This is a genomic window from Marinobacter sp. KMM 10035, assembly GCF_046537445.1.
Classification (GTDB): domain Bacteria; phylum Pseudomonadota; class Gammaproteobacteria; order Pseudomonadales; family Oleiphilaceae; genus Marinobacter; species Marinobacter sediminicola.
In genome coordinates this window covers 2,327,332-2,350,372 of the sequence record NZ_JBBVMG010000001.1, presented here as the reverse complement: position 1 = coordinate 2,350,372, position 23,041 = coordinate 2,327,332, and the positions used below count along the sequence as shown (strand labels likewise).

The 23,041-nt window shown below is 53.2% G+C and carries 21 protein-coding genes and 1 other RNA gene; 4 read left to right on the top strand and 18 right to left on the bottom strand.

Features of this window, described 5'->3' with window-relative positions:
- Positions 1-4: 4 nt before the first annotated feature.
- The 17 genes from AADB16_RS10515 to AADB16_RS10435 form a co-directional block, all read right to left on the bottom strand.
- On the bottom strand, positions 5-1,030 hold the full coding sequence (locus AADB16_RS10515) for an AgmX/PglI C-terminal domain-containing protein (protein WP_410803119.1): 1,026 nt from the start codon (positions 1,028-1,030) through the stop codon (positions 5-7).
- A complete protein-coding gene (locus AADB16_RS10510) occupies positions 1,027-1,404 on the bottom strand; it encodes a hypothetical protein (RefSeq protein ID WP_309043377.1) in 378 nt (125 codons plus the stop codon). The genes AADB16_RS10515 and AADB16_RS10510 overlap by 4 nt, the downstream gene beginning before the upstream one ends.
- The gene (locus AADB16_RS10505; protein WP_309043376.1) at positions 1,405-1,896 is read right to left on the bottom strand and encodes a hypothetical protein; all 492 of its coding nucleotides are present in this window, start codon (positions 1,894-1,896) and stop codon (positions 1,405-1,407) included.
- Positions 1,883-4,708, bottom strand: coding sequence for a tetratricopeptide repeat protein (locus tag AADB16_RS10500; protein ID WP_410803116.1), 2,826 nt, complete (start codon positions 4,706-4,708; stop codon positions 1,883-1,885). The genes AADB16_RS10505 and AADB16_RS10500 overlap by 14 nt, the downstream gene beginning before the upstream one ends.
- Positions 4,705-6,402, bottom strand: a complete 1,698-nt coding sequence (locus AADB16_RS10495) for a tetratricopeptide repeat protein (protein ID WP_410803114.1) — start codon at positions 6,400-6,402, stop codon at positions 4,705-4,707. The genes AADB16_RS10500 and AADB16_RS10495 overlap by 4 nt, the downstream gene beginning before the upstream one ends.
- A 422-nt stretch (positions 6,403-6,824) precedes the next feature.
- Positions 6,825-8,003, bottom strand: coding sequence for a vWA domain-containing protein (locus tag AADB16_RS10490; protein ID WP_309043373.1), 1,179 nt, complete (start codon positions 8,001-8,003; stop codon positions 6,825-6,827).
- A 22-nt stretch (positions 8,004-8,025) separates the two neighbouring features.
- Positions 8,026-8,868 carry an AAA family ATPase gene (locus AADB16_RS10485; RefSeq protein WP_309043372.1) on the bottom strand — a complete coding sequence of 281 codons (843 nt, stop codon included), beginning with the start codon at positions 8,866-8,868 and terminating at the stop codon, positions 8,026-8,028.
- Positions 8,869-8,886: 18 nt separating this feature from the next.
- Positions 8,887-10,803 carry a VWA domain-containing protein gene (locus AADB16_RS10480; protein WP_410803111.1) on the bottom strand — a complete coding sequence of 639 codons (1,917 nt, stop codon included), beginning with the start codon at positions 10,801-10,803 and terminating at the stop codon, positions 8,887-8,889.
- 30 nt (positions 10,804-10,833) lie between these two features.
- A complete protein-coding gene (locus AADB16_RS10475; RefSeq protein WP_309043370.1) occupies positions 10,834-11,178 on the bottom strand; it encodes a hypothetical protein in 345 nt (114 codons plus the stop codon).
- A complete protein-coding gene (locus tag AADB16_RS10470) occupies positions 11,178-11,624 on the bottom strand; it encodes a YcgN family cysteine cluster protein (protein ID WP_298447346.1) in 447 nt (148 codons plus the stop codon). The genes AADB16_RS10475 and AADB16_RS10470 overlap by 1 nt, the downstream gene beginning before the upstream one ends.
- Positions 11,621-11,914, bottom strand: coding sequence for a YcgL domain-containing protein (locus AADB16_RS10465; protein WP_410803108.1), 294 nt, complete (start codon positions 11,912-11,914; stop codon positions 11,621-11,623). Before AADB16_RS10465 ends, AADB16_RS10470 begins: the two co-directional genes overlap by 4 nt.
- Complete coding sequence (locus AADB16_RS10460; protein ID WP_309043368.1) at positions 11,911-13,059, bottom strand: ribonuclease D; 1,149 nt, start codon at positions 13,057-13,059, stop codon at positions 11,911-11,913. The genes AADB16_RS10465 and AADB16_RS10460 overlap by 4 nt, the downstream gene beginning before the upstream one ends.
- A 43-nt stretch (positions 13,060-13,102) precedes the next feature.
- Entirely contained in the window at positions 13,103-13,705 is a 603-nt protein-coding gene (gene recR / locus AADB16_RS10455) for a recombination mediator RecR (protein ID WP_298447350.1), read from the bottom strand.
- A 35-nt stretch (positions 13,706-13,740) separates the two neighbouring features.
- On the bottom strand, positions 13,741-14,064 hold the full coding sequence (locus AADB16_RS10450) for a YbaB/EbfC family nucleoid-associated protein (RefSeq protein ID WP_309043366.1): 324 nt from the start codon (positions 14,062-14,064) through the stop codon (positions 13,741-13,743).
- Positions 14,065-14,067: 3 nt separating this feature from the next.
- Positions 14,068-16,005 (bottom strand): DNA polymerase III subunit gamma/tau, encoded by a 1,938-nt coding sequence (gene dnaX, locus AADB16_RS10445; RefSeq protein WP_410803105.1) that lies wholly within the window; start codon positions 16,003-16,005, stop codon positions 14,068-14,070.
- A gap of 131 nt (positions 16,006-16,136) precedes the next feature.
- An RNA gene (gene ffs / locus AADB16_RS10440) (signal recognition particle sRNA small type) lies at positions 16,137-16,233 on the bottom strand.
- A 127-nt stretch (positions 16,234-16,360) separates the two neighbouring features.
- Positions 16,361-17,002: a 2OG-Fe(II) oxygenase gene (locus AADB16_RS10435; RefSeq protein WP_309043364.1), complete on the bottom strand. Its 642-nt coding sequence runs from the start codon at positions 17,000-17,002 to the stop codon at positions 16,361-16,363.
- 110 nt (positions 17,003-17,112) lie between these two features.
- On the opposite strand from AADB16_RS10435, the gene AADB16_RS10430 reads away from it, so the two are divergent.
- From AADB16_RS10430 to AADB16_RS10420, 3 genes are read left to right on the top strand one after another with little or no spacing between them, the layout of a single operon-like run.
- Entirely contained in the window at positions 17,113-18,039 is a 927-nt protein-coding gene (locus tag AADB16_RS10430) for a D-hexose-6-phosphate mutarotase (protein WP_410803103.1), read from the top strand.
- A gap of 20 nt (positions 18,040-18,059) precedes the next feature.
- Positions 18,060-18,875 (top strand): lysophospholipid acyltransferase family protein, encoded by an 816-nt coding sequence (locus AADB16_RS10425; RefSeq protein WP_410803101.1) that lies wholly within the window; start codon positions 18,060-18,062, stop codon positions 18,873-18,875.
- The gene (locus AADB16_RS10420) at positions 18,875-19,834 is read left to right on the top strand and encodes an SDR family oxidoreductase (protein WP_410803099.1); all 960 of its coding nucleotides are present in this window, start codon (positions 18,875-18,877) and stop codon (positions 19,832-19,834) included. The genes AADB16_RS10425 and AADB16_RS10420 overlap by 1 nt, the downstream gene beginning before the upstream one ends.
- A 63-nt stretch (positions 19,835-19,897) precedes the next feature.
- On the opposite strand, the gene AADB16_RS10415 is transcribed toward AADB16_RS10420, so the two are convergent.
- The gene (locus tag AADB16_RS10415; protein ID WP_410803097.1) at positions 19,898-20,614 is read right to left on the bottom strand and encodes a PEP-CTERM sorting domain-containing protein; all 717 of its coding nucleotides are present in this window, start codon (positions 20,612-20,614) and stop codon (positions 19,898-19,900) included.
- Positions 20,615-20,864: 250 nt separating this feature from the next.
- Here AADB16_RS10415 and prsK point away from each other — a divergent pair, with 250 nt between their 5' ends.
- Complete coding sequence (gene prsK, locus AADB16_RS10410) at positions 20,865-22,997, top strand: XrtA/PEP-CTERM system histidine kinase PrsK (protein ID WP_410803095.1); 2,133 nt, start codon at positions 20,865-20,867, stop codon at positions 22,995-22,997.
- Positions 22,998-23,041 lie beyond the last annotated feature (44 nt).

The following is a 23,041-nucleotide window of genomic DNA, read 5'->3' as shown; positions in this document are numbered from 1 at the left end:
TGCATCAGCCTGGAAGAAAATCGATCGGAAACCTCACCTTTCGCGCTTCCACATTGGCTGCACCAAAGTTAAAAAGGCGTACGCGCATTGCAAGCTTTTGCTCCAAAGCCGGATTTTCCAGTTCTGAGCTAACAACCTTGCAAGCAGACACTGAGCCGTCTGGCTGTATGACCAGCTCAAGCAAAACTTTACCGGCCAGGGTCGGGTCCTGTCGCAATTCTCTTTGATAAAGGGAATACAGAGCAGTTTTGCCTGAGTCAAACACTTGACGGATGTTGCTCATTGCCCGCTCCCCCGCCGCAGGCTTCTGTTTGCCAACAGGGGCGCTTGCCACAGCTGGTGCGGATTGAGGAGCAGCCTCAACCTTTCTTACGTCGTGCCCGGCAACTGCCACTTCAGCTCGTGGTGCTTGTGAATCGGTTACCCCACCACTGCCTTTAAGGGCATTGTCCCCCGGTATCACGCCAGCCTGAGCGCCACTCCCGCCGCTGGACACGTTTCCGGTGTTGGCCGTAATCACAGGCGCAGCTTCAACCGTTGGCTGGCGCATGGAAGCCAGTCGATCTTTCATGTTCAGCAAACCAGATCGAGAAGCTTTTTCCCGCGCCTGCTCCACGCTCTGGGTTACCGAGTTTGGCGAAGGCTTTACCGGCAAGGGTTTCACAACTGGTTTTATAACTTGGGATTCGGGTTTTGCCGGTGCGGGTTCAGGCACTGGTTCCGGCACCGGAGGCACAACCTCTTCTATTGGTTTGGGAATCGGTTTTTTGATTGGCTCCGGTTTTACAAGCAATTTGGCGAGTTGGGGCGGCAGGCTCTCAGCCTTTTCCCGGGCGGGTTCAGGGACATCCATCGCCGTAATCACGGCTGCCAAGGGTATAAAAAGCAGAAGTGCCACCAAGGTGATCACGGTCAGACGCAGGCGTTCGCCCTCTTCCTTGCTCCAGGACAGCGAAGACAAAGCCACGTTTCCCAACGTATGGGTCAGACCAAAACTACTGTTGGCTGGCATTGCATTCATAGCTGTCATCGCCGCGCTCCCGGTTGCCCACCAGAATTCACAACGCCCAGGTTTTGGCGAAATGCCCGGTGGCGTTCAAGCACAAGGGCATCGAGTGGCTCAAGCAGTTCCGGCACGGTGCTCTCCAACTCTGCCCTTGGTCGGCGCGGCAAGGTGGGTGCCCGCCAGGGCAGGATGGTCAACACCCGGGGCTCATCTTCTCCTACATTTGCAGAAATGCCTTCTATGCTCAATCGTGCAGGTGAGCGACTACCAATACTATCTGCCCGCACCCCACTTCCTGAGCCAGTGGCTGCACACAAAGAAGGTGCAATGAATACAAGTATCCCAATCAAGTAAAAAGGGGCGCTGTGGCGTATCGGGGCGAAAACACTGATCAACATTTAATCCAGCCTCCTTTCAAGATCTGCGATCCATCCGGTTACCTTTTTGTCTTCGCTTTCAGAAAGCCGCTGATAACGCTGATAATGAACAAGCGCTCTGTCGAGATCCAGTAAATAGAGCTCGGAAATAATCGCGAGGTTGTAGTGCAGCTCTGCAACCTCAGGTGACAAATCCAACCCCTTTTCGAGCAACTCTGCGGCCTCATTAAAGCGGTTATCTTGTTTCAGTAACAACGCCAGATTATTGACCGTTACCGCGTCAGCGGGATTAAGTTCAACCGCCAGATTCCAGGACTCAATCGCCGCAGGAACATCCCCGTTCTCGTAGGCGACGGAACCTTGCTGCACATGTATTTCAGCCTGCTGGGGATAAAGCACAGGCGGTTTGCTCTCAGATTCCGACGGTTTAACTGCACAGCCGAATAGCAGAGCCGTTGAACCCACCAGGAAAACCATGACCACAAGCCGAAGGAAAGTCTCACGCACCGTCATTACCCCCCTCAACAGACACACTCATCCAACGCAAAGACCGCTGATAACGACCCGGATGCAACTCAGCCAGAACATTCAGGCTTTTTTCTACCCAGACATTAAAACCATTGGTAGCGATTCCCTGATGGTTTTCTGAGTGAAGTGCGATTGCACGCTCTTCAAACGGGTAGGCTTCTTCTTCGAGCAACATGGCGTATTGCATCTGCTCGAGCTCGTTCAGCTCAGCCGGTGCCGTGGAGGCCATTAAATCGTTAGCCATAACGCGATGAAGTTCAGCTCTACGATACAGGGATTCCGGTAACACCTCAGAGCCGCCAAGGGATTCGGCATTGCGGAAATAGGTTTGCGCTCTTTCCATAGCCATTTGCTTTTGAACCAATGATTTCTCAAGCGGCACATCAAGTTCAATTCCGGCAAACTCCGCCGCGGCTTCCGCACCAAGAACCAGAGCGCCCTGTGCTGCCCACTGCAAGGTTTGTTCTGAATGCCAGCGGCTGTCCAGTTCGGCAGAAACCAGATCGATACGCCACTGTGCGGAACGACTATCGCTCTCTATCAAACGCTGCCGCATGGTCTGCAGGCGAATGTGCTCGTTGGCATCCACTGCCACAGGGTTGGCTGCAAGGTAATCCATGTATATGACATCGCGGTGATCATTTGCTTCTGCTGCGTGGAACAATTCCGCCGCCCGAAGCTGGTAAGCCACAGCATCTTCAGCTGTGACAACCGCCTGATCACTATACCCCTCCGCCATATCCATCAGCTCTCCTGCTGCGCGAATGGGCTGGCTAGAAGCGGTGTAGGCCAAGACCAATTTTTCACCGATATCCGACGCCAGAGCGTGACTTGGGTAATCTGCCCTGAAACGATTCAATTCGTTGATTGCTGCCTGCCATTCTGATGCTCTGAGTAAAGTATTAGCTGCATCAAAACGCCCTTTTATAGCTGTTTCCGAGCCAGGTAACACCGTCTCGATCCGCTGAAAATGAGCGACTGCAATTCCAGGCTTACCCGCCTCGGCGGCTTGCTCCCCCTGACGATAGATCACCGTAGCAAGTTGCCGTTGCAGATCTGGCTTTTCCTGTTCCATGGCGAGGGTTGCGGATGCACTGGCAGCCAGAGCCAAGGCTTCACGCCAGGCTCTTTCGGCAAGACCGTACTCCGATATATTTTGACGCACCTGCGCCGTAACCAACCAGCCGGCATAGCGCACCTTCGGCCCAGCCTGTTCGTGGGTAACGGCTCGCACAGCATAGTTCAAAGCCTGTTCGTTATTGCCCACCTCAAGCCAACGGGCGGCCACGTAGGCCAGCAACTCTGGCGCACGTGCGTCGGCGCCATGCTGGGCCGTAAAACGATCCGTTTCAGCGGAGAGTTCGTTCAGGCCGGGTGTATAATCTGAAGCCACCAGCTCACCACTAACACCTGCCCTGATTAACGCAACCGCTGCCCAACCAGCATCTGCTGTGTATTTGTAGCCCGGTACTTCGTAGGCCGCTAACCGATAGTTTTCAAGTGCGGCCGGGTACGCCTCTGCCTGCAGCCACGCATCGCCAGCAAGACGGTAGAACTCCCCAGCATCGGGGCTGCGGCTTGCCATCCCCTCATAATAGGTAGCGGCTGATCCATAGTTGCGAAGAGCCACACTACCACTGCCGGCCGCGCCTTCTGTGTAGTAGAAATCAGCAAGAATCCGACTGAACTCTCGCCATTTTGTACGATAGCTCTCTTCAAGAGCGGCGTAATCGCTTGGGGCATTAAACAGAGCAACGTAGTCAGCCATGGCAGATCTGGCTTGTTCCGGTTGGCTGGACTGGCGCCATACATCAACCACCTGCACCATAAAGCCAGCACGCTGTGGGTGTGAGGGGAAATACGCCGCAAAAGCACGATTGGTGGCCACACTGGCCTCTGCATCACCTTGTACCGCGTATAGATCCGCAAGGCGATCAAACGCCAGCGGAGTCCACGAACGCAAAGGGGTCGGCTGTAGCCATGCCATCAAGGTTTCAGCACCCTTGCGTTGGCTGGCCATCAACGCAAGGATGCGAAGGGTGTCATCAATGCTATCCACACTGGATTCCGATACGTGATACAGGCTCTCTTCGTCGGGCAGGGATTCATCCAACACCGACACGAATCGTTTGCCAGCACGCTCCCAGGATTGTGGCCCTTGTTTGTAGAGCGACCACCCAAGCATATACCGCGCTTTGTTTCTCAGATCGCCAATATCGGCCTTTCCATCAACTAGATTGCGGTAACCTGCCTCTGCTTCCACATAGTTACCCGAAGAAAACGCGGATTCTGCAACACGGAACCGAGCCTCTGGAACCAGAGGGGAGTCCGGATAAAGACCCACCAACTGCTGAAGGCGTTTCACAGAGGCATCGTTCTGACCGGTAAGAGCATGAGCTTTGGCCATTTGGTACAAGAGTTCGTCCAGACGGCCGCCGAACGCACCCCGCTCAAGGATAGACTCATAGCTTTCGATGGCCTGCTGATACACTGCCGCTTCTTCGGCAGGGCTGAATCCTATGTCTTGGCCAGAGCGATCACGAATATTGGTCAGGCGGTTCAACGCATCCACCCGTACAGAGGGTTCATCCGTTGTGCTGAACAGTTTTTGATAGCGCCTGGCAACTTCTGCCGGGGAAATCGCCGGAAGCGGCCTGGTTTCAAATTTCAAAAAGACCGGGCGCATATCGGCAATGGTTTCGCCATCTTTCCCCAGTTCTACCCGAAACGCTTCCTGCCCACTTACCGCGCCACAGAACAAACAAAGCGGCAGCAATATAGCCTTTAATCCTTTCATCGCGCCGCCCCCCCGGTATCCAGTTCCTGCAATGCAAGGTATTCGTATAGATGCGCGATTTGCTGCTCGGTTTTATCCAGGGCAAAGACCATTTTTTGATCCTGAGCTGCAACAAAATCCAGCGCAATCTGATCCAAAACGGCCTCGGCCCGAACACGCAACGCTACAACGGTATCAAGGTGCGCAAGTGATGTTTCTCGCAGCCTTTGGCTGTCAGCAAGCAGTTTCCGAGCATTGTCGGGCCGATGCTCTGCTTTACTGCCGGGCTTGGCCAACTCTTCCTTGATAGCGGTAATAAACACGCCAAGATCATGGGTATTGCGCTGAAGGTCTACGGCCATTTGCGCGAGATCTGCAACCCGATCAACGGCCAACTGCGCAGCTGGTTGTTCCATCAAGGTGAGAAGGTAGGCCATGCGCGGCTGGGCGAGTGTGCGACTGTCTGCAAGAAACCATTCCACTTTCGGGCTACCAAGCGTGGTTTTACCAACCCCTGCCACTGTGCTCCCTGCAGTGCCTGCACTCTGGCTTCTTGCATCCAGCACCAATGCTTTGAAGGCACCCTGCTCTTCAATCTGGCTCGACAGAGCCCGCAACGTAACCCGCTCACCTTCATAGGCCGCATTCGCTGCCAGATATGCTTCGCCCGCTTGGCCAAGATACCCGGCAAGATCATAGCCGCGCCCCATCCCTATCCAGGCATAAGCAACACCGGGGTATGCTAATGGGTATTTTTTAGCGCGGTGCCAGCTCTGCATTGCTGCACGGTGATTGCCTTGCTCCGCCAATGCCAAGCCGTGCAAATAAAGCGCCTGGGGTGTTTTGTAACTATCAAGTGGTATTTTTTCCAGAAAACCAATGGCCTTCTCATAATCTGAGCTTGTATAGGCCAGGTAGCCAGCACGCAGCAAAATGCGGCTGCGCAGTGCCGTCCTCCGCTGTGCATCAGCGTCCTTGTCGGCCATGGCAAGGGCCACCCGCAATGCGACCAGAGCCCGTGAAGGTTTTAGATCGTTGCGCGCATAATCTGCCGAAAGGTTCAGGTAGCCAACCGCAGACCAGTAGCCTTCATCCATAGTTGCAAGGATTTTGCCTGCGCTTTCGGCATCGCCGCTGGCCCGGGCCACTTCGGCTTTTTCGTAAAGATTTTGTTGATGTGATTTTGAGGCAGTACCGCTTTGAGTACCCGAATTCCAGCCAATGACGGCGTTGGGAGATTGCTCAAACTCAACAAATGAAACATGGGGTTCGTAATCAGGCGCCCTGGCTTCAAGGGCCATCTCCAACCGAAGTTCGCCCGGTCGTTTCTTGAAATTGTGTAAAGATTCTCGTCGCACAAAACGGTCATTGGCTGCCCGAGCCGTAATCACAGCCTTCAGTTCGTGAGTGCCATTGACCAGATTCCCCATGAACAGCTTCTGCATTCCTCCCTGCTTTAAGGCACCGTTTTCATTGGGAGTATAGAGGTGAGAAACCGCAGGTCTTCCGTTAACAAACAATTCCACCGAATCCAGATCCAGTCCGTTCTGGCTGCCTAACGTTAGGAATAGCGAAATTCGGGTATCAATCAGTTGACGCACTTCTTGTTCAAGCTGAGCGATGTCTTTTGCAGTAGCAGAGGTGTCTGTAGCGAGTGTGCCGATTTCATCATCGAGGGGTGCAGCTGCAACCGGAACCAGAGCGTTTAGCAGCACGATCGCGCTGACACATAACGCCGCAATGAATCCACTTCCCTGGCCGCGCCGGCATCCTTGTGTTTTATGTTGGCCAAACATAAGCCAATTGCCCCCACCGTCTCTGTAACAAGCTGACAGGAAGAGTAACACTTGGTAACCGGGAAGAACGGTATGCAGATCACCAAATCGGAATGCAGAAATCTGGCGATCGTGGGCAAACTCCATGCTTGGTAGGCGTCGAGTTATTTAACACACCGCCGCTGAGTTGCGAGTGTGACCGAAATGAGAAAGCGCTCAATACCCTTATAAGCACTTGATTAATGAAGACTTTATCTTTCTGGCCTTATATTTGCTGACAATAAAAAGCGGGGATACGTTTTTTTAACGCCCCCCGCTTGATATGCCGAGCTTTGCCGATGTCTCAACCGCATCGGCTTTTTTTATTTGCTCAAATGCTTCATGGCCGATTCCAACCCCTCAACCGTGAGTGGATACATGTGATTATTCACAAGTTGCCTGGTCATCGCCAAGGAGCCACCGGTACCCCAATATCCCTCAGGTAACGGGTTGATCCAGACCACCTTTCGGAAATGATCGCTGATGCGCTGAAACCAGGTAGCACCGGCCTCCTGGTTCCAATGCTCGATAGATCCGCCTGCATGGGAAATTTCATAGGGTGCCATGGTGGCATCGCCCACAAAAATCACCTTATAGTCTGGCGAGTACTTGTGAAGGATATCCCAGGTGCTGGTTGTCTCATTCATGCGCCGGATATTGCTTTTCCACAGGCTTTCATACACGAAGTTGTGAAAGTAGAAATACTCCATGTGCTTGAACTCCATCCGTGCAGCGGAGAACAGCTCTTCGCAGACCCGCACATGGGGATCCATGGAGCCACCCACATCAAAAAAGATCAAAACCTTCACCGAGTTATGGCGTTCAGGGACCATTTTCAGGTCCAGATAACCCGCATTGCGTGCTGTTGAGCGGATGGTATCATCCAGATCAAGTTGATCTGCTGCGCCTTGACGAGCAAATTTTCGCAACCGCCTGAGCGCTACCTTGATGTTGCGAATTCCAAGGGTAACGCTGTCATCCAGATCCTTGAACTCACGTTTTTCCCAAACCTTTATAGCACGACCGTGGCGGCCTTTCTTTTGCCCTATTCGGAAGCCTTCAGGATTGTAGCCATCGGCACCAAAAGGCGATGTTCCACCAGTACCAATCCATTTATTGCCACCCGCATGGCGCTCTTTCTGCTCTTCCATGCGTTTCTTGAAGGTTTCAATCAGTTCTTCAAGGCCTCCCAGCGAATCAATCTTGGCCTTTTCTTCCTCTGTCAGGTTTTTCTCGAACTCGGCACGCAACCAATCATCGGGAATCAACGCTTCCAGCATCTGATCGAGATGTTCGATGCCTTCGAAATAGGATTTGAAGGCCAGATCAAACTTATCGAAGTGTCGCTCGTCTTTCACCAGGCACAGTCGCGCCAGATAATAGAACTCTTCCATATCCGCAAACGCCAGGCGCTGCTGCAGCGCCTCAAGCAGATCAAGGAATTCGCGCAGGCTGGCAGGCACCTTGGCCCGCCGCACTTCGAGAAAAAAATCAATCAACATAAAACCGCACTCTTGCCGAATTTCAGCCGCGACGGCGGGCCATGAACGCCAGTTTTTGCAGCAGGTGTACGTCTTGCTCGTTTTTCACCAGCGCACCGTACAGAGGTGGCAGCGCCGAGCTGCTGTCCTTGTCCTGAAGCATTTTTGCGGTCAGCTCGTCGGCCATCAGCAGCTTCAGCCAGTCAATCAACTCAGAAGTTGAGGGCTTTTTCTTCAGGCCCGGCACTTTACGCACATCAAAGAAGACCTCCAGTGCATCCTTCACTACCTGCTGCTGAATACCCGGGAAGTGTACATCCACGATGCTCTTCATGGTGTCGTGATCCGGGAAGCTGATGTAGTGGAAGAAGCAACGGCGCAGGAAAGCATCTGGCAGTTCTTTTTCGTTGTTACTGGTGATTACGATGATCGGGCGCTTTTTCGCCTTTACGAACTGCTGGGTCTCGTAAACGTAGAATTCCATGCGGTCCAGTTCAAGCAACAGATCGTTAGGGAACTCGATATCTGCTTTGTCGATCTCATCAATCAGCAGAACAACCTGCTCGTCAGCCTCGAAAGCCTCCCAAAGCTTACCCTTCACGATGTAGTTGCTGATGTCTTTAACCTTCTCATCACCCAACTGAGAATCCCGCAAACGGGACACCGCATCGTACTCATAAAGACCCTGCTGGGCCTTGGTGGTAGATTTGATGTGCCAGGGAATCAACTTCATACCCAGCGAGCTGGCCATTTCTTCCGCCAGCAGGGTTTTGCCGGTGCCAGGCTCGCCTTTGATCAACAGGGGACGTTGCAGCGTAATGGCGGCATTCACGGCCATTTGCAGGTCATCGGTGGCTACATAATTTTCGGTACCGGTAAACTTCATGGATAGAATTCCTGTTGGTTACTTTTTCTGTTCATCATCCGGTTGTTCATCCGGATCATCAGGTAAATCGTAGTCGGGTAGATCGTCGAATTCAGACAGGTCAAAGTCATCCAGACCGAACTCTTCGTCATCGTCGTCTTCCGCTGGCTCCGTCAACTCGGGAATCACCTCTTCAGGCTCAACCAAAGTGACCGCAACGGGTATATCTTCTTCTGGCTCCGGCTCCGGCTCCGGCTCCGGCTCCGGCTCCGGCTCCGGCATTATTATCGGAGTTTCCGCTTCGATATTTGCCATTTCCTGTTGCAATTCATTCAGGCCTTCAGCCTCTTCATCGGTTGTGACATCGGCTGAAGGTCCACTGCGGCGTTTGCGCATCAGCAGAAAAATCAACAATGCGAGAACCACCAAGGCTCCGGCGCCTGCACCGATCATCCATAACGGCACTGGCAGTTTACTTGGCTCGTCTTCCAACTCAACTTCAGCCAAAGGTTCTGGCTCTATTTGGACTGACGGCTCAACATCAACCTCAGGCTCCAGAGCTGGCTCGGGCTCGGCGATCTGTTCTTCTGCCGCTGGGGCGGGTGGTGCGCTTTCGGCCTCTTCAGCCATGCTTATATCTATCGGGGCCCCAATGGTGGATTCAACCATTCCCGTCGGCACTATAAATTCGGTTGTGGCAGTAAATTTTCGGGCGAAGGTTTTACCATCTGCAACAATGTCTATCCGGTACAAGCCTTCGGCCGGCAGCTTGCTGATGGTATCCGTGTATTCGCCATCCGCAGGTGGCTCGTCGCCAGAAAGCGATTTTCTGCCCCTGCGGCCGTCTTCAGATGTCAGGCTGAGTGTCACACTCAATACGTCAAGAAATTCAGAATTGGTTACCTTTTCCGCTTTCTCAAAAAATGCCACCCCGATATCCACAGGCGTTCTAACGGTGAACGTTGCCGGTATGGGGCTAACCACCATCCTCAGGTCACTGACCACCGTAACACGGCTACCCTCACCCAACTCGCCGGTTACGCGCCACTCGCCATCGGCAGGTTCGGTAATGGTCACCAGTTCGTAAGCCGCTTCCCGGGCCCAACGCACGTTGTCGGGCTGTGCGGTATAGAGAAGTGTCTCACCATCAGGCTTGATCAGCTCCAAGACAGTAGGTGTGTTCTCGCCCTGCTCTGCATCCGCTTCCGTTGCACCGCGAAAAATTAACGCGGTGAACTCTTTTACTCCCGCATCAACAATGAACGCGTTGCCTTCAATCGGTATCTGTTCCTGGGGTGCAGCGGTATTCAGGGCATCAAGAAACGCCAAATTGAGAGATTCTGCGGAATCCGCAATACGGAAGCTGCCGTTTGATTTCTCCGCAAGGGTTTTCAAAAAAACGGCATCGGCCTGGTCTGACAGGCCTACTGGGTGAAAGGTCGCTCCTTTAGCCACAAGGCCATCCAGCAGTTTGCCAAGAATGCGCTTCTCTTCCGCCTGATTTACGTCGGCGCTGTCCGAGATATCCACTTTGCCGTCTGTGAGCAAGATGAAGTGGGTGTTGTCGAGAGTCCCACCGGTTACATACCCGTCGCTGGCAACTTCAATGGCTTTGCCAAGATTAGTACGCAATGCCACGGAGTTTATTTGCCGCGAATGATCAACCGCCAGTTGGCGCCAGGCGTCGTCTACCTGCCCATGGGAAACCAGCATGTTGACGTATTGGCCAAAGGTCCACACACCGGCGGTACTGCCTTCGGGGATAACCCGGGCCAACAACCGTACGGCAGGTTGACGCAGATTATTGGGGTCGGTTTCTTTCATGGAGCCTGAGATGTCTACAATAATCCGGACATCCGGGCGCTCTGGCAGCGTCAGTTTTACGGCCTCTTGTGCCCACAAAGTTGCGGGCAGCCATAAAACAGTGAAAAAAATCAGCGTGAAAAATCTTGGCATTGTTTTTCTCGGGAGATTGAATGGCGGTTTTCAGCGTCGGGATAGTCGATAGCGAACCAAATCCAGAATCCAGACAAGCAGCATCACAAGCCCCCCAATGCCCAGGTTGAGCCACGCGCGGCCTGCGTTATCTGCATCACCGAGAATCATCTCATACCCTCCGAACAACCATGCAGGTATCCACCAACCCGCCAACTCGGGAGACTCTACGGGTGTCAGCAACACAGCCACCAACGCAGCGAGCAGCAGTGTGCGCAAACCGTACAAAGGTAAAAAACGGAACAGCTTTTTCATCATGTAAAAAAACACGACAAAGGCTATGGCATAAGCGCCCCAAAAGACGGCGTAAGCAGTTTGTGCGTCAGTATCGATCATTACAGAACCCAGTGAATAATATGTTCTTCCCAGTTTTCTTCTGCCACTTTATCCTCTCGGATTACCTTGTGACGTATGGAAACACCGGCTTCGTGTACCGTATCCGGGCTTCCGCTACGAAGCGGGTGCCAATCGGCTAGCGGCCTTCCCTCTGCCAGAGTGCGATAAGCACAGGTATGGGGAAGCCAATGGTAATCGCTCACCCTATCCGGTGTCAGCACCGTACAGCCTGGTACTTTTTCAAGCCGGTCGGTGTAAACCGTACACTGGCATGTGTCTTCATCCATAAATCGGCAAACCAGATCTGTGTGGTAAACCTCACCCGTATCCTCATCTTCCAGCTTATTCAGGCAGCACTTACCGCAGCCATCGCACAGCGACTCCCATTCCTGCTGTGTCATCTCGTTCAGGCGTTTACGCTGCCAGAACGGGATTTGGGCGATCATGAATGATTCATTCCCGGCTTCGTGCGAAAGTCCACAACGTTCGAATCCTGCTCTTCAGGCATTTGCAAAAAGAAGTCTTTTTCTTCAATCGCCTTAAGTACCTGCTCACCACTGGTTCTTGCCAGCTTGCGCTCCGGCGTCATGACCAGATCCATTGAGTGCACAGGGGTGCCAAAAACGGATCTCAGGCTTTCAGGCAATTCTTCCCACTTCTGCCCCCGACGAACAAAAATATAGGTGTCGCTTTTTTTGCTGCTTCGGAAAACAGACACAAATTCCCGATCTTTCATGATTGCAGGTAATCCTCAATGTCGTTCATTTCCAACGCTAGAATTTTCGAGCGCCAGCCAGTAAAAAATGGGCTTCCAGTCAGGCTTCCTTCCTGAACAACCTTCTCAAGCCGCTTCCTCGGTGCAAGCAATTCAATGGGAATATCAGCAGCTTCCGCTGCCTTTCTGAAAAACCGCTTAAGACCTTTAAAGTAATCCTGCTGATCTCTGGTTAGCGGTGGCGCGATACGTTCGAGCCCGGAAGTATCGGCATCTCGCCCATTTTCAACAAGCTTGAGCAAAGCCTCGCCATAGCGCCGAACAACACCCCCGGGCACGCCCTGGATATCAGAAAGCTCGCTGAGGTTTGTGGGCATTCGCTCTGCAATAGCAATAAGCAATGGGTCTGCCAGCACCCTGCCCCGTGGACGATCACGCTCTCTGCTCTCCAGTTCTCGCCAGACAACCAACTCCTTTAGCACAAGCTGTTGTTCGGCCGTTAAGGCCCAACCGCCGCGCAATCGCAGGTAGTGATGATGCGGATTGTCCTGCCCCGCTAGCTCATCCGCGAAGCGGGCTGATTCTTCCACCAGCGCTGCCTCAAGATCCCTTTCCCTAAGGTGGCCGACTACCCATTCGTGCATGGGCGCCAGAAAACGTATGTCTTCAATGGCATAACGTTGCTGTGCTTCGCTCAAGGGGCGAGAAATCCAATCGGACCGGGTAACGGATTTATCCAGCGCCTCACCAAACAGCGTTTCAACAAGCCGCGCGTAACCCAGTGAAAAGCCAGCGCCAGCCATTGCAGCGCCTATCTGTAGGTCCACGACTCCCTTTGGGTTGATGCCTAGCCAGTCACGAAAGAGCTCAAGATCTTCACTCATGGCATAAAGCAACTTGGTTACCGAAGGATCCGCCAGAACCTCCCGGAAACGGGTAGACTTCTCTGCCACGCCCGGATCTACCAGGCAAAAGCTATCGCCAAGCCCAAGCTGAACCAACCCTGGTATGGGGTAAAAGGTGTTTATCCGCTCAAATTCCGTATCAAGAACAAGCGGTACACCGGGAGCACTGTCCAGCCATTCGTTTAATGCCTCCGGTTGTGAAATCCATGTGATGACTTCAGGAGCTGGAGGAACGTCAATAGCGGTTGCAGGAAGAGTCATAGAAAAGGCCAGTCAAAAACGCCGTACAGGCGCCAGTGCGGAGTCAGTCCAGCAGAGGTTTTCTGCCGCGAAACGCATGTGTGAGAGTAAATCCGTCAACGTAACCAAGCTCACCGCCTACCGGTATGCCATGGGCAAGGCGCGTGATCAATATGTTGGATCCATCGAGTCGATCAGAAATGTAGTGTGCAGTAGCTTCGCCTTCCACCGTAGGGTTGGTGGCCAGAATGAGCTCTGTTACGCCTTCTGAGCGAACCCGGCGCAAAAGCCGTTCAATGCCAATCTCATCCGGGCCGACACCGTCTATCGGAGACAAGTGCCCCATAAGAACAAAATAACTGCCCTTGTAATCTCCCGCTTGCTCGATGGCCAATAGATCCGAGGGGCTTTCCACTACGCAGAGAGTGCCGTTGCTACGCGCCGGATTTTCACAAATACCACACACTTCGGTATCGGAGAAGTTTTGGCAGCTTTCGCAGCGGCGGACCCGCTCCATGGCGTTGCTCAACGCATCGGACAACCGCGTACCACCGGAGCGGGCGCGCTCAAGCAAGTGGAACGCCATGCGCTGGGCAGTTTTCTGACCAACGCCAGGCAAACACCGAAGAGATTCGACAAGTTCATCAACCAGTGGGCTGAACGCCATGAAACTTCCTCAAACTGCAGAGCTGAATAGAGTCTTTAAAATGGCATCTTGAAGCCGGGGGGCATACCCATTCCAGACATCATGCCCGACATCGCATCCTTCTGGTTGGCCTCAACTCTGCGCACTGCATCGTTAACCGCCGCCGCCAGCAAGTCTTCCAGAATATCCTTCTCTTCTGACATCAGGGAGGGGTCTATCTCCACCTTACGGACATCGTGACGGCCGTTCATGGTCACTTTTACCAGGCCCGCGCCGGATTCACCGGTAATTTCAGCTTTCGCAGCCTCTTCCTGAGCCTTCTGCATTTGTTCTTGCATCTGCTGGGCCTTTTTCATCAGGCCGCCCATATCTTTCATCATGTGTTATCTCCTGACTGCTTCTGTCGGTTTGTCCTGTACTGGCCGAATACTATCTTCAACTACCCGCGCCTCAAACCGTTCCACAATGGATTGCACCAGTGGGTCGTTACGAATGGACTCTACCGCCGCGTTTTGGCGCAACACCCGCTGGCGTTCTTCAAAAGCCGCTGGCGTGTTCGGGCCAGGGTCGCCCTGCTCTATCTTTAATTGAATGGCGTCGCCAAAGTGATTTCTCAAGGCGGCCAGTATTTTTTCTTCATGCCTGGCATTCAACAACCGGGCATGGCCAGTATCTATCAACAATGTGATGGTATCGCCGCTGCGTGACATAGCACCATTGCCAGCGAGGTTGCCGGGCATTCCTACAATACCGAGGCTGCGAAAATCCCGCTCCCACACAAACTCGCCATCTACAGCTGGTGCGTTCTGAGGTGAGGCTATGGGTGTTTCAATTGGCGCTACTTCTGGCTCAGGCTCAGGCTCAGGCTCAGGCTCAGGCTCAGGCTCAGGATAATCTGGCTGAGTTTCCGCTTGAGCATCAAGGCTCGCTAACCATGCATCATCGGAAGGCGCATCGGCGTATCCCTGCGGCTCGCTACCCTGTGCAGGCGCAGGCTCTGGTGTAAATTCTGGCTCTGTAGCCTCGGGCCGCTCAGGTTCAGGTTCAGGTTCAGGTTCAGGTGCAAGTTCAGCCTCAGTCGCTCTCGGCACTTCATTGTGCTGGTCAGCCTCCTGTGCGGGCTGCTCAATTGCCTTTGGCTGAGGTGCTGCTGCAGGCGCGGGCTCAGGTTCGTCTCTGGACTCCCCTTCAACACCAGAGCCCGCGCTACTCACCGCGGGTGGTGCGCGGCGATCAGAACCGGGGCGGAAGGCCAGCATACGAAGCAGTGTCATCTCGAAACCCATACGGGCATCAGGAGTAATGGCCAGATCTTTTCGGCCGATCAGAGCAGCCTGATAAAACAACTGGGCGTCCTCGGCACTGAGTTTGCGAGCCAGCGACTGCACTTGAGCTGCATCACCCAGTGCATTATCGGCACTGCCCGGAACCACTTGTTCCATGGTCACTCGATGGAACAGTGAGAGAAGGTCCGCAAGAATAATGCTGTAATCCGGCGCAAAGTCCGAAATACGGCTGATTTCCGCCAGCAAGGCTGGGCCATCCCGCTCAACCAGCGCATTGACAATACGCTCAATATCGCGCTGATCTATCGTGCCGAGCATGCTGCTGACATCACTGGCAGACAGCTTCTGATTGCCGAACGCAATGGCTTGATCCGTGAGGCTCAAGGCATCGCGCATACTGCCATCGGCAGCGCGTGCGAGCAGCCAGAGCGCAGGCTCTTCAAAGGGAATATTTTCAGCCGTAAGAACATTCGTGAGGTGCCCGGCAATATGCTCCGGCGTCATGCGCTTGAGGTTAAATTGCAAGCAGCGTGAGAGAACGGTTACCGGCAGCTTCTGGGGGTCGGTGGTCGCCAACAGGAACTTCACATGCTCCGGCGGCTCCTCAAGGGTTTTGAGGAATGCGTTGAACGACTGATTGGTAAGCATGTGCACCTCGTCGATGAGGTACACCTTATAGCGGCCGCGGCTGGGTGCGTACTGAACGTTATCCGTCAGCTCCCGCATATCATCAACACCCGTGCGGGATGCAGCATCAATTTCAATCAGATCAACAAACCGGCCTTCCTGAATTTCCACGCAGCTGGAACAGGTGCCGCATGGGCGTGGTGTAATGCCGGTTTCGCAGTTAAGGCACCGAGCGAGCAATCGCCCAATGGTGGTTTTACCAACGCCACGGGTGCCGGTAAACAGATAAGCATGGTGCAGGCGCTGGTTTTCCAATGCGTGAATTAACGCCTGGAGAACGTGTTCCTGGCCCACCATATCTTCAAAGGTGCGAGGGCGCCATTTACGGGCAAGTACCTGATAGCTCATGATCCGCCAAATGCTGAGAAAAACGCCTGCAACTTTAGCATGGACACGGATTTATAAGAAGTTATAAGGGTGCGGGAATGAAAGCTTGATGGGGATTTCTACAGAAAAGCTGAAGGCAAAACTGGGGGTGGCCCCACCAGCGACACTCCGGCACACAATTCCACCGCTGCGGCTGCTCCCTTCCGGGCCTGACCGGGTTCGCGGTTTCATGTTGCGGAGGCACCAATGGAGCCACCATATCGGCGTTTCAAGACAAACTCCCTGAAAGCGGCGCGAATCTTAACAAAAGGGTTTGCGGACTACAACGGCAAATCCCCAACACCATCAAATTGGTACCAGATAATGCCCATAGACATTAGAGAAGCGCCGACAACGGCAGCGGAATAACATCCTGGCGGAACCAGCACGCAAGACTGTATCGGGTGCGGTGAGCTTCAAGAACCTCATGACGGATCTCCTCACTCATGAACAGCGCCACTCTTCCCATTTCTGGCAATACCAGCCCGCACACCTCGTTCGGGTTTTCCCGATTAAACACCTGAAGCTCCCCGCCATCCAATGGTTTCCAGTCGTCATTCAAGTAAAGCACCAAGCTTACAATGCGAGACGCCCGCCCCTGAAAGCTATCCACATGGGCCTTATAGAAATCGCCGGGATGATAAGTGGCATAGTGGGCCTCAAAGCGCCTCAAACCCAAAAACAACCGCTGGTTCAGCTCCATACGCAGGCTCTCGAGAAGCCCGAACAGCGCCATCTGCGGCTCAGACACACCTTGCAACCAGGCAATCTTGTCGCGGCGTATGGAGCGATCCCGAATTGGCGCAATACCCCGCCCTACGCCTGCTCGTTTAAGCGCATCATTTTGATCAAGAAGCATGATCTCATCCTGAAGCGAGCGCAAAAGATCCACCCCGAACCAGGGCACAGCATCAAAGCTTATCCAACCCCGCTCGCTGAGACCCCAGGCAAGCTCATCAAACCACTGTATTTTGTCCAACGACATTTCCTATTAAGCCGAAAGCTATTGTATGGGCAGGAGTCGCCCACAACACAGTTTTGATTTACTCTTTCAGTACGCAGATGCACTTAAGCACGGAACAGAGCCTTATGTCCGAAAGCAGTAATAAGCCGACTTTATCCCTCTCCCCGGGCCAATGGTCTTTTATCCGCTGGAAGACAATCGGCCAACTGGAAGCGCTGGAAGTTCACCACCCACTGTTCGAAGCCACTCTGTTTCTGCAGGGCGCACATCTCACCCGATTTGCCCCAAAGGGAGAACAGGACTGGCTATGGATGAGCCCGACCGCTCGATTCGAACCCGGCCGAGCGATACGCGGCGGCATACCTATCTGCTGGCCCTGGTTCGGCGACCCCGCCCGCAATGCGCCGGAGGTACGAAAACGGGTAAAAACCCAAGAACCCCACGGGTTTGGCCGCACTGCTTTGTGGAAGCTGGAGGATGTAAGCGAAAGCGCCCATGAAGTAGAAATATCCCTGTCGCTGGATGCAAACCAGGACTTTGACGACGCGTGGCATGGTCATGCCCTGGCGCTGCTCACGTTCAACTTTTCTGTACGGGGCTGCCAACTAGCGCTTACCACTACAAATCCCGGCAGCGAGCCCCTCGCCTTCAGTCAGGCACTGCACACCTATTTACCAACAAGCGATATCACACGCTCAAGAGTTCTGGGATTAGGGGCTGCCCACTACATCGACACCCTGAAAAACTGGGACTACTGCACTCAGGATGGCCCAGTCTATTTTGATGGTGAAATCGACCGGATTTACGAAAGTGGTGAATCGCTAACCGTAGTGACACCCAACGCAAGCCGCAAGCTTACCGCCATTGGTAGCGACTCTACTGTGGTATGGAACCCCGGTCCGGACAAAGCCATAAAGCTAAGCGACTTCCCCGACCCTGCCTGGCAGACAATGCTGTGTGTCGAAACTGCCAATGCAGCAAGCGATTATAGAGTGCTTAATAGTGGTCAGAGCCACACACTTGGCGTTCTCATCGGGCGTGGCAAAAACTGACAACAATAAAGGGAGTGCGCATGAGCTTGTTGTCCTTTGTGAAATCCCTACTGATCTCATCGGAACTGGACGAACAAATAAACCGCATCCGGAAACCCATAGGCACACTGGGTTACGACCCCTGGGGCTATAATAACGAGGCCGTCAAATTCGGGTTCTCTCTGGTTAAGCCGATTTACGAAAAGTACTTTCGCACAGAAGCCCATGGCGTAGATCACATTCCGGCCGAAGGGCCTGTTCTGATTATAGGCAACCACAGCGGGCAACTCCCGATTGACGGCATACTTGTTGGTTATGCCCTGGCCTCCCGCAAGAAAACCCCCCGCATCCCCCGCGCCATGATCGAACGCTTCTTCCCGACAGTTCCGTGGCTGGGCAACCTGTTAAATGAAGTAGGCGCTGTACTGGGCGACCCGGTGAATTGCGCCAGAATGCTTGCCAACAACGAAGCCATCATAGTGTTTCCGGAAGGTGTGCGCGGCTCTGGCAAGCTCTACCGGGATCGTTACAAACTCCAACGCTTTGGCTCCGGGTTCATGCACCTGGCCATGAAATACAATGCGGCGGTCGTGCCTGTTGGCGTAGTGGGCTGCGAAGAAACCATACCGGCCATTGCCAACATCAAGCCCTTGGCCAAAACCCTGGGTGTACCCTACGCTCCGCTTGCGCTGCCGATCGTACTGCCGGCCAAGGTTCACCTGAACTTCGGCCCGCCCATGTACTTTGAGGGCGGAGACCTATCAGATGCCGAAATAGACAAACGAGTTGAGAAGGTAAAAACCCAAATCAACCGCCTTATTGAAAAAGGCCTGACAGAAAGAAAAAGGTTGTTCTGATGAAGGCTCACACTAGCCAGCCACCCAAGCCCAACGTTCTGGTGACAGGCGCCGCCGGGGCGCTCACCCAGCAAGTGATTGAGCGGCTACGGAATACGTGCAACCTGGTGGCAGTAGACGCCCGTAAACGAGTTGAACTTGGCGACGACATTCCAAGCTACTGCATCGACTTCAACAAGCGCACATTCGAAGACCTGTTTCGCCGTTATAAATTTGATAGCGTTATCCATTTGGGTCGCATCCGCTCAAGCCAACTCTCCCGCATGCGGCGCTACAACGCCAATGTGCTGGGCACGCAAAAACTGCTGGACCTCAGCCAGAAGTACGGCGTACGCAGGGTTGTTGTGCTTTCCACGTACCACGTATATGGAGCCATGGCCTATAACCCGGCCTTGATTAACGAGTCCGCGCCCCTCAAAAGCGCAGGCTTAAGCGCCGATCTGATTGATTCGGTAGAGCTCGAAAGCCTTGCAAGCATCTATTTGTGGCGCTATCCAGAGTTGAACATCAGCGTTCTGCGCCCTTGCAACATTGTCGGGCCCAGCGTGCGCAATACAATGGGCAGGCTACTCGCCAGCCCTCTGGCACCAGTAATGGCCGGCTTCTCCCCCATGATGCAATTTATCCACATAGACGACATGGCAGATGCCATAGTGTTGGCGAGCCAAAAGCCAACCCGGGGAATATTCAACGTGGCACCCAGCGATTGGGTAGCCTATCAACGAGCACTGGATCTGTGCGGCTGCACACGAATCCCCATTCCGTCTATTCCCCCGGTATTGCCTCGATTGATACTGCGCACCATGGGGCTAAAACGCTTCCCCGCCTACCTGATGGACTTCTTCAAGTATCCGGTGGTGATAGATGGAAGGGCCTTTGAAACAGAGTTTGGTTTTACGCCAAAGCGTTCACTTAAGGAAATTTTCCGGTTTTACAGAGATAACAAAACGTCTTTATAACCAGTGAGCGACAATGCAAAAAGCCACCATAATTTGGTGGCTTTTATCCTTGAACCAGAAATGTCAGGCTTTTTTACGGCGCGCAACCAGCCCAGCTAAACCCAGGCCCAGAAGGGCGAGAGTGCCAGGCTCAGGCACACTTACTGGAGGCTTTGGTGTGAACACCAACAGGTCTTGGGAGTCCTTACCGTCGGGAACGGTAACCGCATCCAGAACATACATTACGTAATCCTCGGATTGGCCCGCCAACCCCGCTAGCCACCCATCAGCCATTGTGCGGGAACCGCTAAAACCGGTATCAGCCTGGAAGTTACCGCTTTGAAGGCCATAAGAACCACCTGTCTCATAGATAACTTCCCACAAAGCGAGCTGGAAAGCAGCAGATGAATCTTCATCAACTACGCTGCTTTGGTATCCGGTATAAAGCTTGCCGATAGAGGACACCAGGTTTGCGTTATTGAAGTAACTATCAGCTGTTTTGAGCTCGTAAGTTCTGTTGGTCTTGTCCAAAAACACATCAAGATCGATACAAAATGCATCGAGTGCGCCTGTCCAAGCAACTGGCGAGACTCCAACAGCATTGCTGGTCGTGAAGTTAAACATACCCGCATTATAGTTGCTGTAGGTGCTACTGGTAGCCGTGTTCGACATACTTCCGCTATTGAAACCGTGCGTGGCGCCCTGATAATCCAAATCAATGGTGGGGCCGGCGGCCACATTACCCGTAAACATGGCTCCAGACAGCATAGCAATAGCCAGACAGTTCATTTTTATTTTCATAGCGCGATCCTTTGGCGTCCCGTTCATTTATCACAGCCTTAACTAAGCAATCGTCAAACCACACTGGATAAACTGCCCGCTTTTCATTCGCATAGAATGAACCAAAAGAGGAAAATCATTCCAAACCGATAAAAACTGTAAGAATTACTGACATATATTAATTGATTGCATGTTAAGCATGCACTCATAGGAGTTGCACAGAACCGCCGCCCACCTCAAACTACACGTATCCATGGAATAGGTAGATTGCATGCTTCCAGATATGAGCGTGATAAGCCACGGCGCGGCGGCTGTGGTATTTGCAATACTTTCGGTGCTTGTAGGCACTCGCTACCTGCGTCGCGACATAGATCGGGCCTTATTCCTTGCTGCCACGGTTACCACTCTTTGGGCATCAACCCTGGTTACCCAAAGCCTGTGGGGCCACCCCGGCTTCTTTATTCGCTATCTATTGGAACTGCTCCGCGACACCGCCTGGATCCTCCTTCTGTTCGCCATGTTGCGAGACACCTTTCGCCATGGGCGACTTAGTGGGCAATTAAAGAAATTCCTTGGGGGCGCGACAACGGTCCTGCTCATCACACTACTGCTCCTTGGAAGCCTGGAATTCATATTTGGCATCGCCTTGGTGGATGGTAAAACCAAGCTCATCGGACAGATTGCACTGTCGCTTCTCGGCCTCTCCCTGGTGGAACAAATCTGGCGCAATGCACCCGCGTTCGGACGCTCCAGCATGAAGTACCTGTGCATCGGCACGGCAACTATATTTATCTTCGACTTCCTGATGTACGCCGACGCATTGCTCTTTGGTTCAATTGCCGATTCCTTCTGGAACGCGCGAGGCTTCGTTAACGCTGCACTGGTGCCATTGTTTGCAATCAACGTAGTCAACACGCGCAAACAACCGATCGATTTCCAACTATCCCGCTCAGCAGTATTTCATGCCGGCACGCTAATCATGGCCGGCGCTTATTTGCTGCTTCTATCTGTGAGCGGATATTACGTGCGCATTCTCGGTGGCGACTGGGGCGAAGCCTTACAAGTGCTCCTGTCTGCCGTTGCTCTGGTGTTCCTGACAACGCTGGTCCTCTCCCGTCGAATTCGGGCAAAACTTATGGTTCTGATCAGCCAGAACTTCTTCGATTACAAATACGATTACCGGGAAGAATGGCTAAAACTGACCAAAGAGTTGGCGTACCTGAGCGATGATCCCCCGTTGGCGCAACGCGTTATCCGCATTCTGGGGGGGCTGGTGGAGAGCAATGCCGGCGCTATCTGGCTTAAAAGCGACCAGGGCTCCTACACATTGAGAGAGTCCGCCAATCTGGCTACGCCCAGATACACCGTTATCGATGAAGATGCCGAACTGGTGCGCCTGTTTAACGAGAAAGAATGGATCGTCAATCTCGACGAATACAGAGCCGACCCAGTGAGCTACGACCTGCTGGAAATTCCTGACGCCATTGCCAAAACTCCAGACGCCTGGCTGATTATTCCCTTATATCTCAGCAACGAGCTCTACGGCATAGCAATGATTGGCCGACCTTATGCCCGGGTCGACCTTAACTGGGAAAACTTTGACCTGATTAAAGTGGTCGCCCGACAAACCTGTAACCTATTGGCTCAGGCCGACGCGCAGAACCGACTATCCCGTGCCATGCAGTTTGAGGCCGTCAGCAAAGCGTCTGCATTCATGGTGCACGATCTGAAAACGGTCGTCGCGCAACTGACACTGCTGGTCAACAATGCCCAGAAACACAAGAACAACCCTGCGTTTATTGAAGACATGATCAACACCACAGATCATGCGGTTCGCAAAATGTCCAATCTGTTAGCCCACATTCGTAAACCAACAGCAGATGACATGGAAATTAACAACAAGCTGGATCTGACAGAGTTGGTAAGCGGACTTGTTGATCACTACAGCAAGCAACAACCAGCACCGGTACTTGATGGCGCCCAGCCACGAATAATTGTCAAAGCCGACCCCGAACAACTAAGAAGCGTGCTGGGCCACCTTATTCAAAACGCACAAGATGCCACCCCTCCAGACGGGGAAGTCAGCCTGTCGCTAAAAATTGCCAAGGGCAATGTTGTGCTATTTATCCAGGACACCGGATGCGGCATGAGTGATGACTTCATTAATGGCCGACTGTTCAAAGCATTTGAAAGCACCAAAGGGCTCACTGGCATGGGAATTGGCGCCTACCAGGCCAGGGAATACATACAAAAACTGGGCGGAACCATAGATGCCACCAGTGAACCAGGCGTGGGCTCATGTTTTTCTGTGCGCATCCCCCTGGCGGAAAAGTCGGAACACGGTAATCAGACCAATAAACACCTGATTATTGACCTACCGAACCCGCCGGAATTCGTCAATTAAATGGCGACCAGACACAACAACTGAATCGATCATTGCAAAGTGTC

Excerpts from the sequence above, each read along its gene's own strand:
- AADB16_RS10515 (WP_410803119.1), bottom strand. The coding sequence starts at position 1,030 with ATGACAGCTATGAATGCAATGCCAGCCAACAGTAGTTTTGGTCTGACC.
- AADB16_RS10510 (WP_309043377.1), bottom strand. The coding sequence starts at position 1,404 with ATGTTGATCAGTGTTTTCGCCCCGATACGCCACAGCGCCCCTTTTTAC.
- AADB16_RS10505 (WP_309043376.1), bottom strand. The coding sequence starts at position 1,896 with ATGACGGTGCGTGAGACTTTCCTTCGGCTTGTGGTCATGGTTTTCCTG.
- AADB16_RS10500 (WP_410803116.1), bottom strand. The coding sequence starts at position 4,708 with ATGAAAGGATTAAAGGCTATATTGCTGCCGCTTTGTTTGTTCTGTGGC.
- AADB16_RS10490 (WP_309043373.1), bottom strand. The coding sequence starts at position 8,003 with ATGTTGATTGATTTTTTTCTCGAAGTGCGGCGGGCCAAGGTGCCTGCC.
- AADB16_RS10485 (WP_309043372.1), bottom strand. The coding sequence starts at position 8,868 with ATGAAGTTTACCGGTACCGAAAATTATGTAGCCACCGATGACCTGCAA.
- AADB16_RS10480 (WP_410803111.1), bottom strand. The coding sequence starts at position 10,803 with ATGCCAAGATTTTTCACGCTGATTTTTTTCACTGTTTTATGGCTGCCC.
- AADB16_RS10475 (WP_309043370.1), bottom strand. The coding sequence starts at position 11,178 with ATGATCGATACTGACGCACAAACTGCTTACGCCGTCTTTTGGGGCGCT.
- AADB16_RS10470 (WP_298447346.1), bottom strand. The coding sequence starts at position 11,624 with ATGATCGCCCAAATCCCGTTCTGGCAGCGTAAACGCCTGAACGAGATG.
- AADB16_RS10465 (WP_410803108.1), bottom strand. The coding sequence starts at position 11,914 with ATGAAAGATCGGGAATTTGTGTCTGTTTTCCGAAGCAGCAAAAAAAGC.
- AADB16_RS10460 (WP_309043368.1), bottom strand. The coding sequence starts at position 13,059 with ATGACTCTTCCTGCAACCGCTATTGACGTTCCTCCAGCTCCTGAAGTC.
- recR (WP_298447350.1), bottom strand. The coding sequence starts at position 13,705 with ATGGCGTTCAGCCCACTGGTTGATGAACTTGTCGAATCTCTTCGGTGT.
- AADB16_RS10450 (WP_309043366.1), bottom strand. The coding sequence starts at position 14,064 with ATGATGAAAGATATGGGCGGCCTGATGAAAAAGGCCCAGCAGATGCAA.
- dnaX (WP_410803105.1), bottom strand. The coding sequence starts at position 16,005 with ATGAGCTATCAGGTACTTGCCCGTAAATGGCGCCCTCGCACCTTTGAA.
- AADB16_RS10430 (WP_410803103.1), top strand. The coding sequence starts at position 17,113 with ATGTCCGAAAGCAGTAATAAGCCGACTTTATCCCTCTCCCCGGGCCAA.
- AADB16_RS10425 (WP_410803101.1), top strand. The coding sequence starts at position 18,060 with ATGAGCTTGTTGTCCTTTGTGAAATCCCTACTGATCTCATCGGAACTG.
- AADB16_RS10420 (WP_410803099.1), top strand. The coding sequence starts at position 18,875 with ATGAAGGCTCACACTAGCCAGCCACCCAAGCCCAACGTTCTGGTGACA.
- AADB16_RS10415 (WP_410803097.1), bottom strand. The coding sequence starts at position 20,614 with ATGAAAATAAAAATGAACTGTCTGGCTATTGCTATGCTGTCTGGAGCC.
- prsK (WP_410803095.1), top strand. The coding sequence starts at position 20,865 with ATGCTTCCAGATATGAGCGTGATAAGCCACGGCGCGGCGGCTGTGGTA.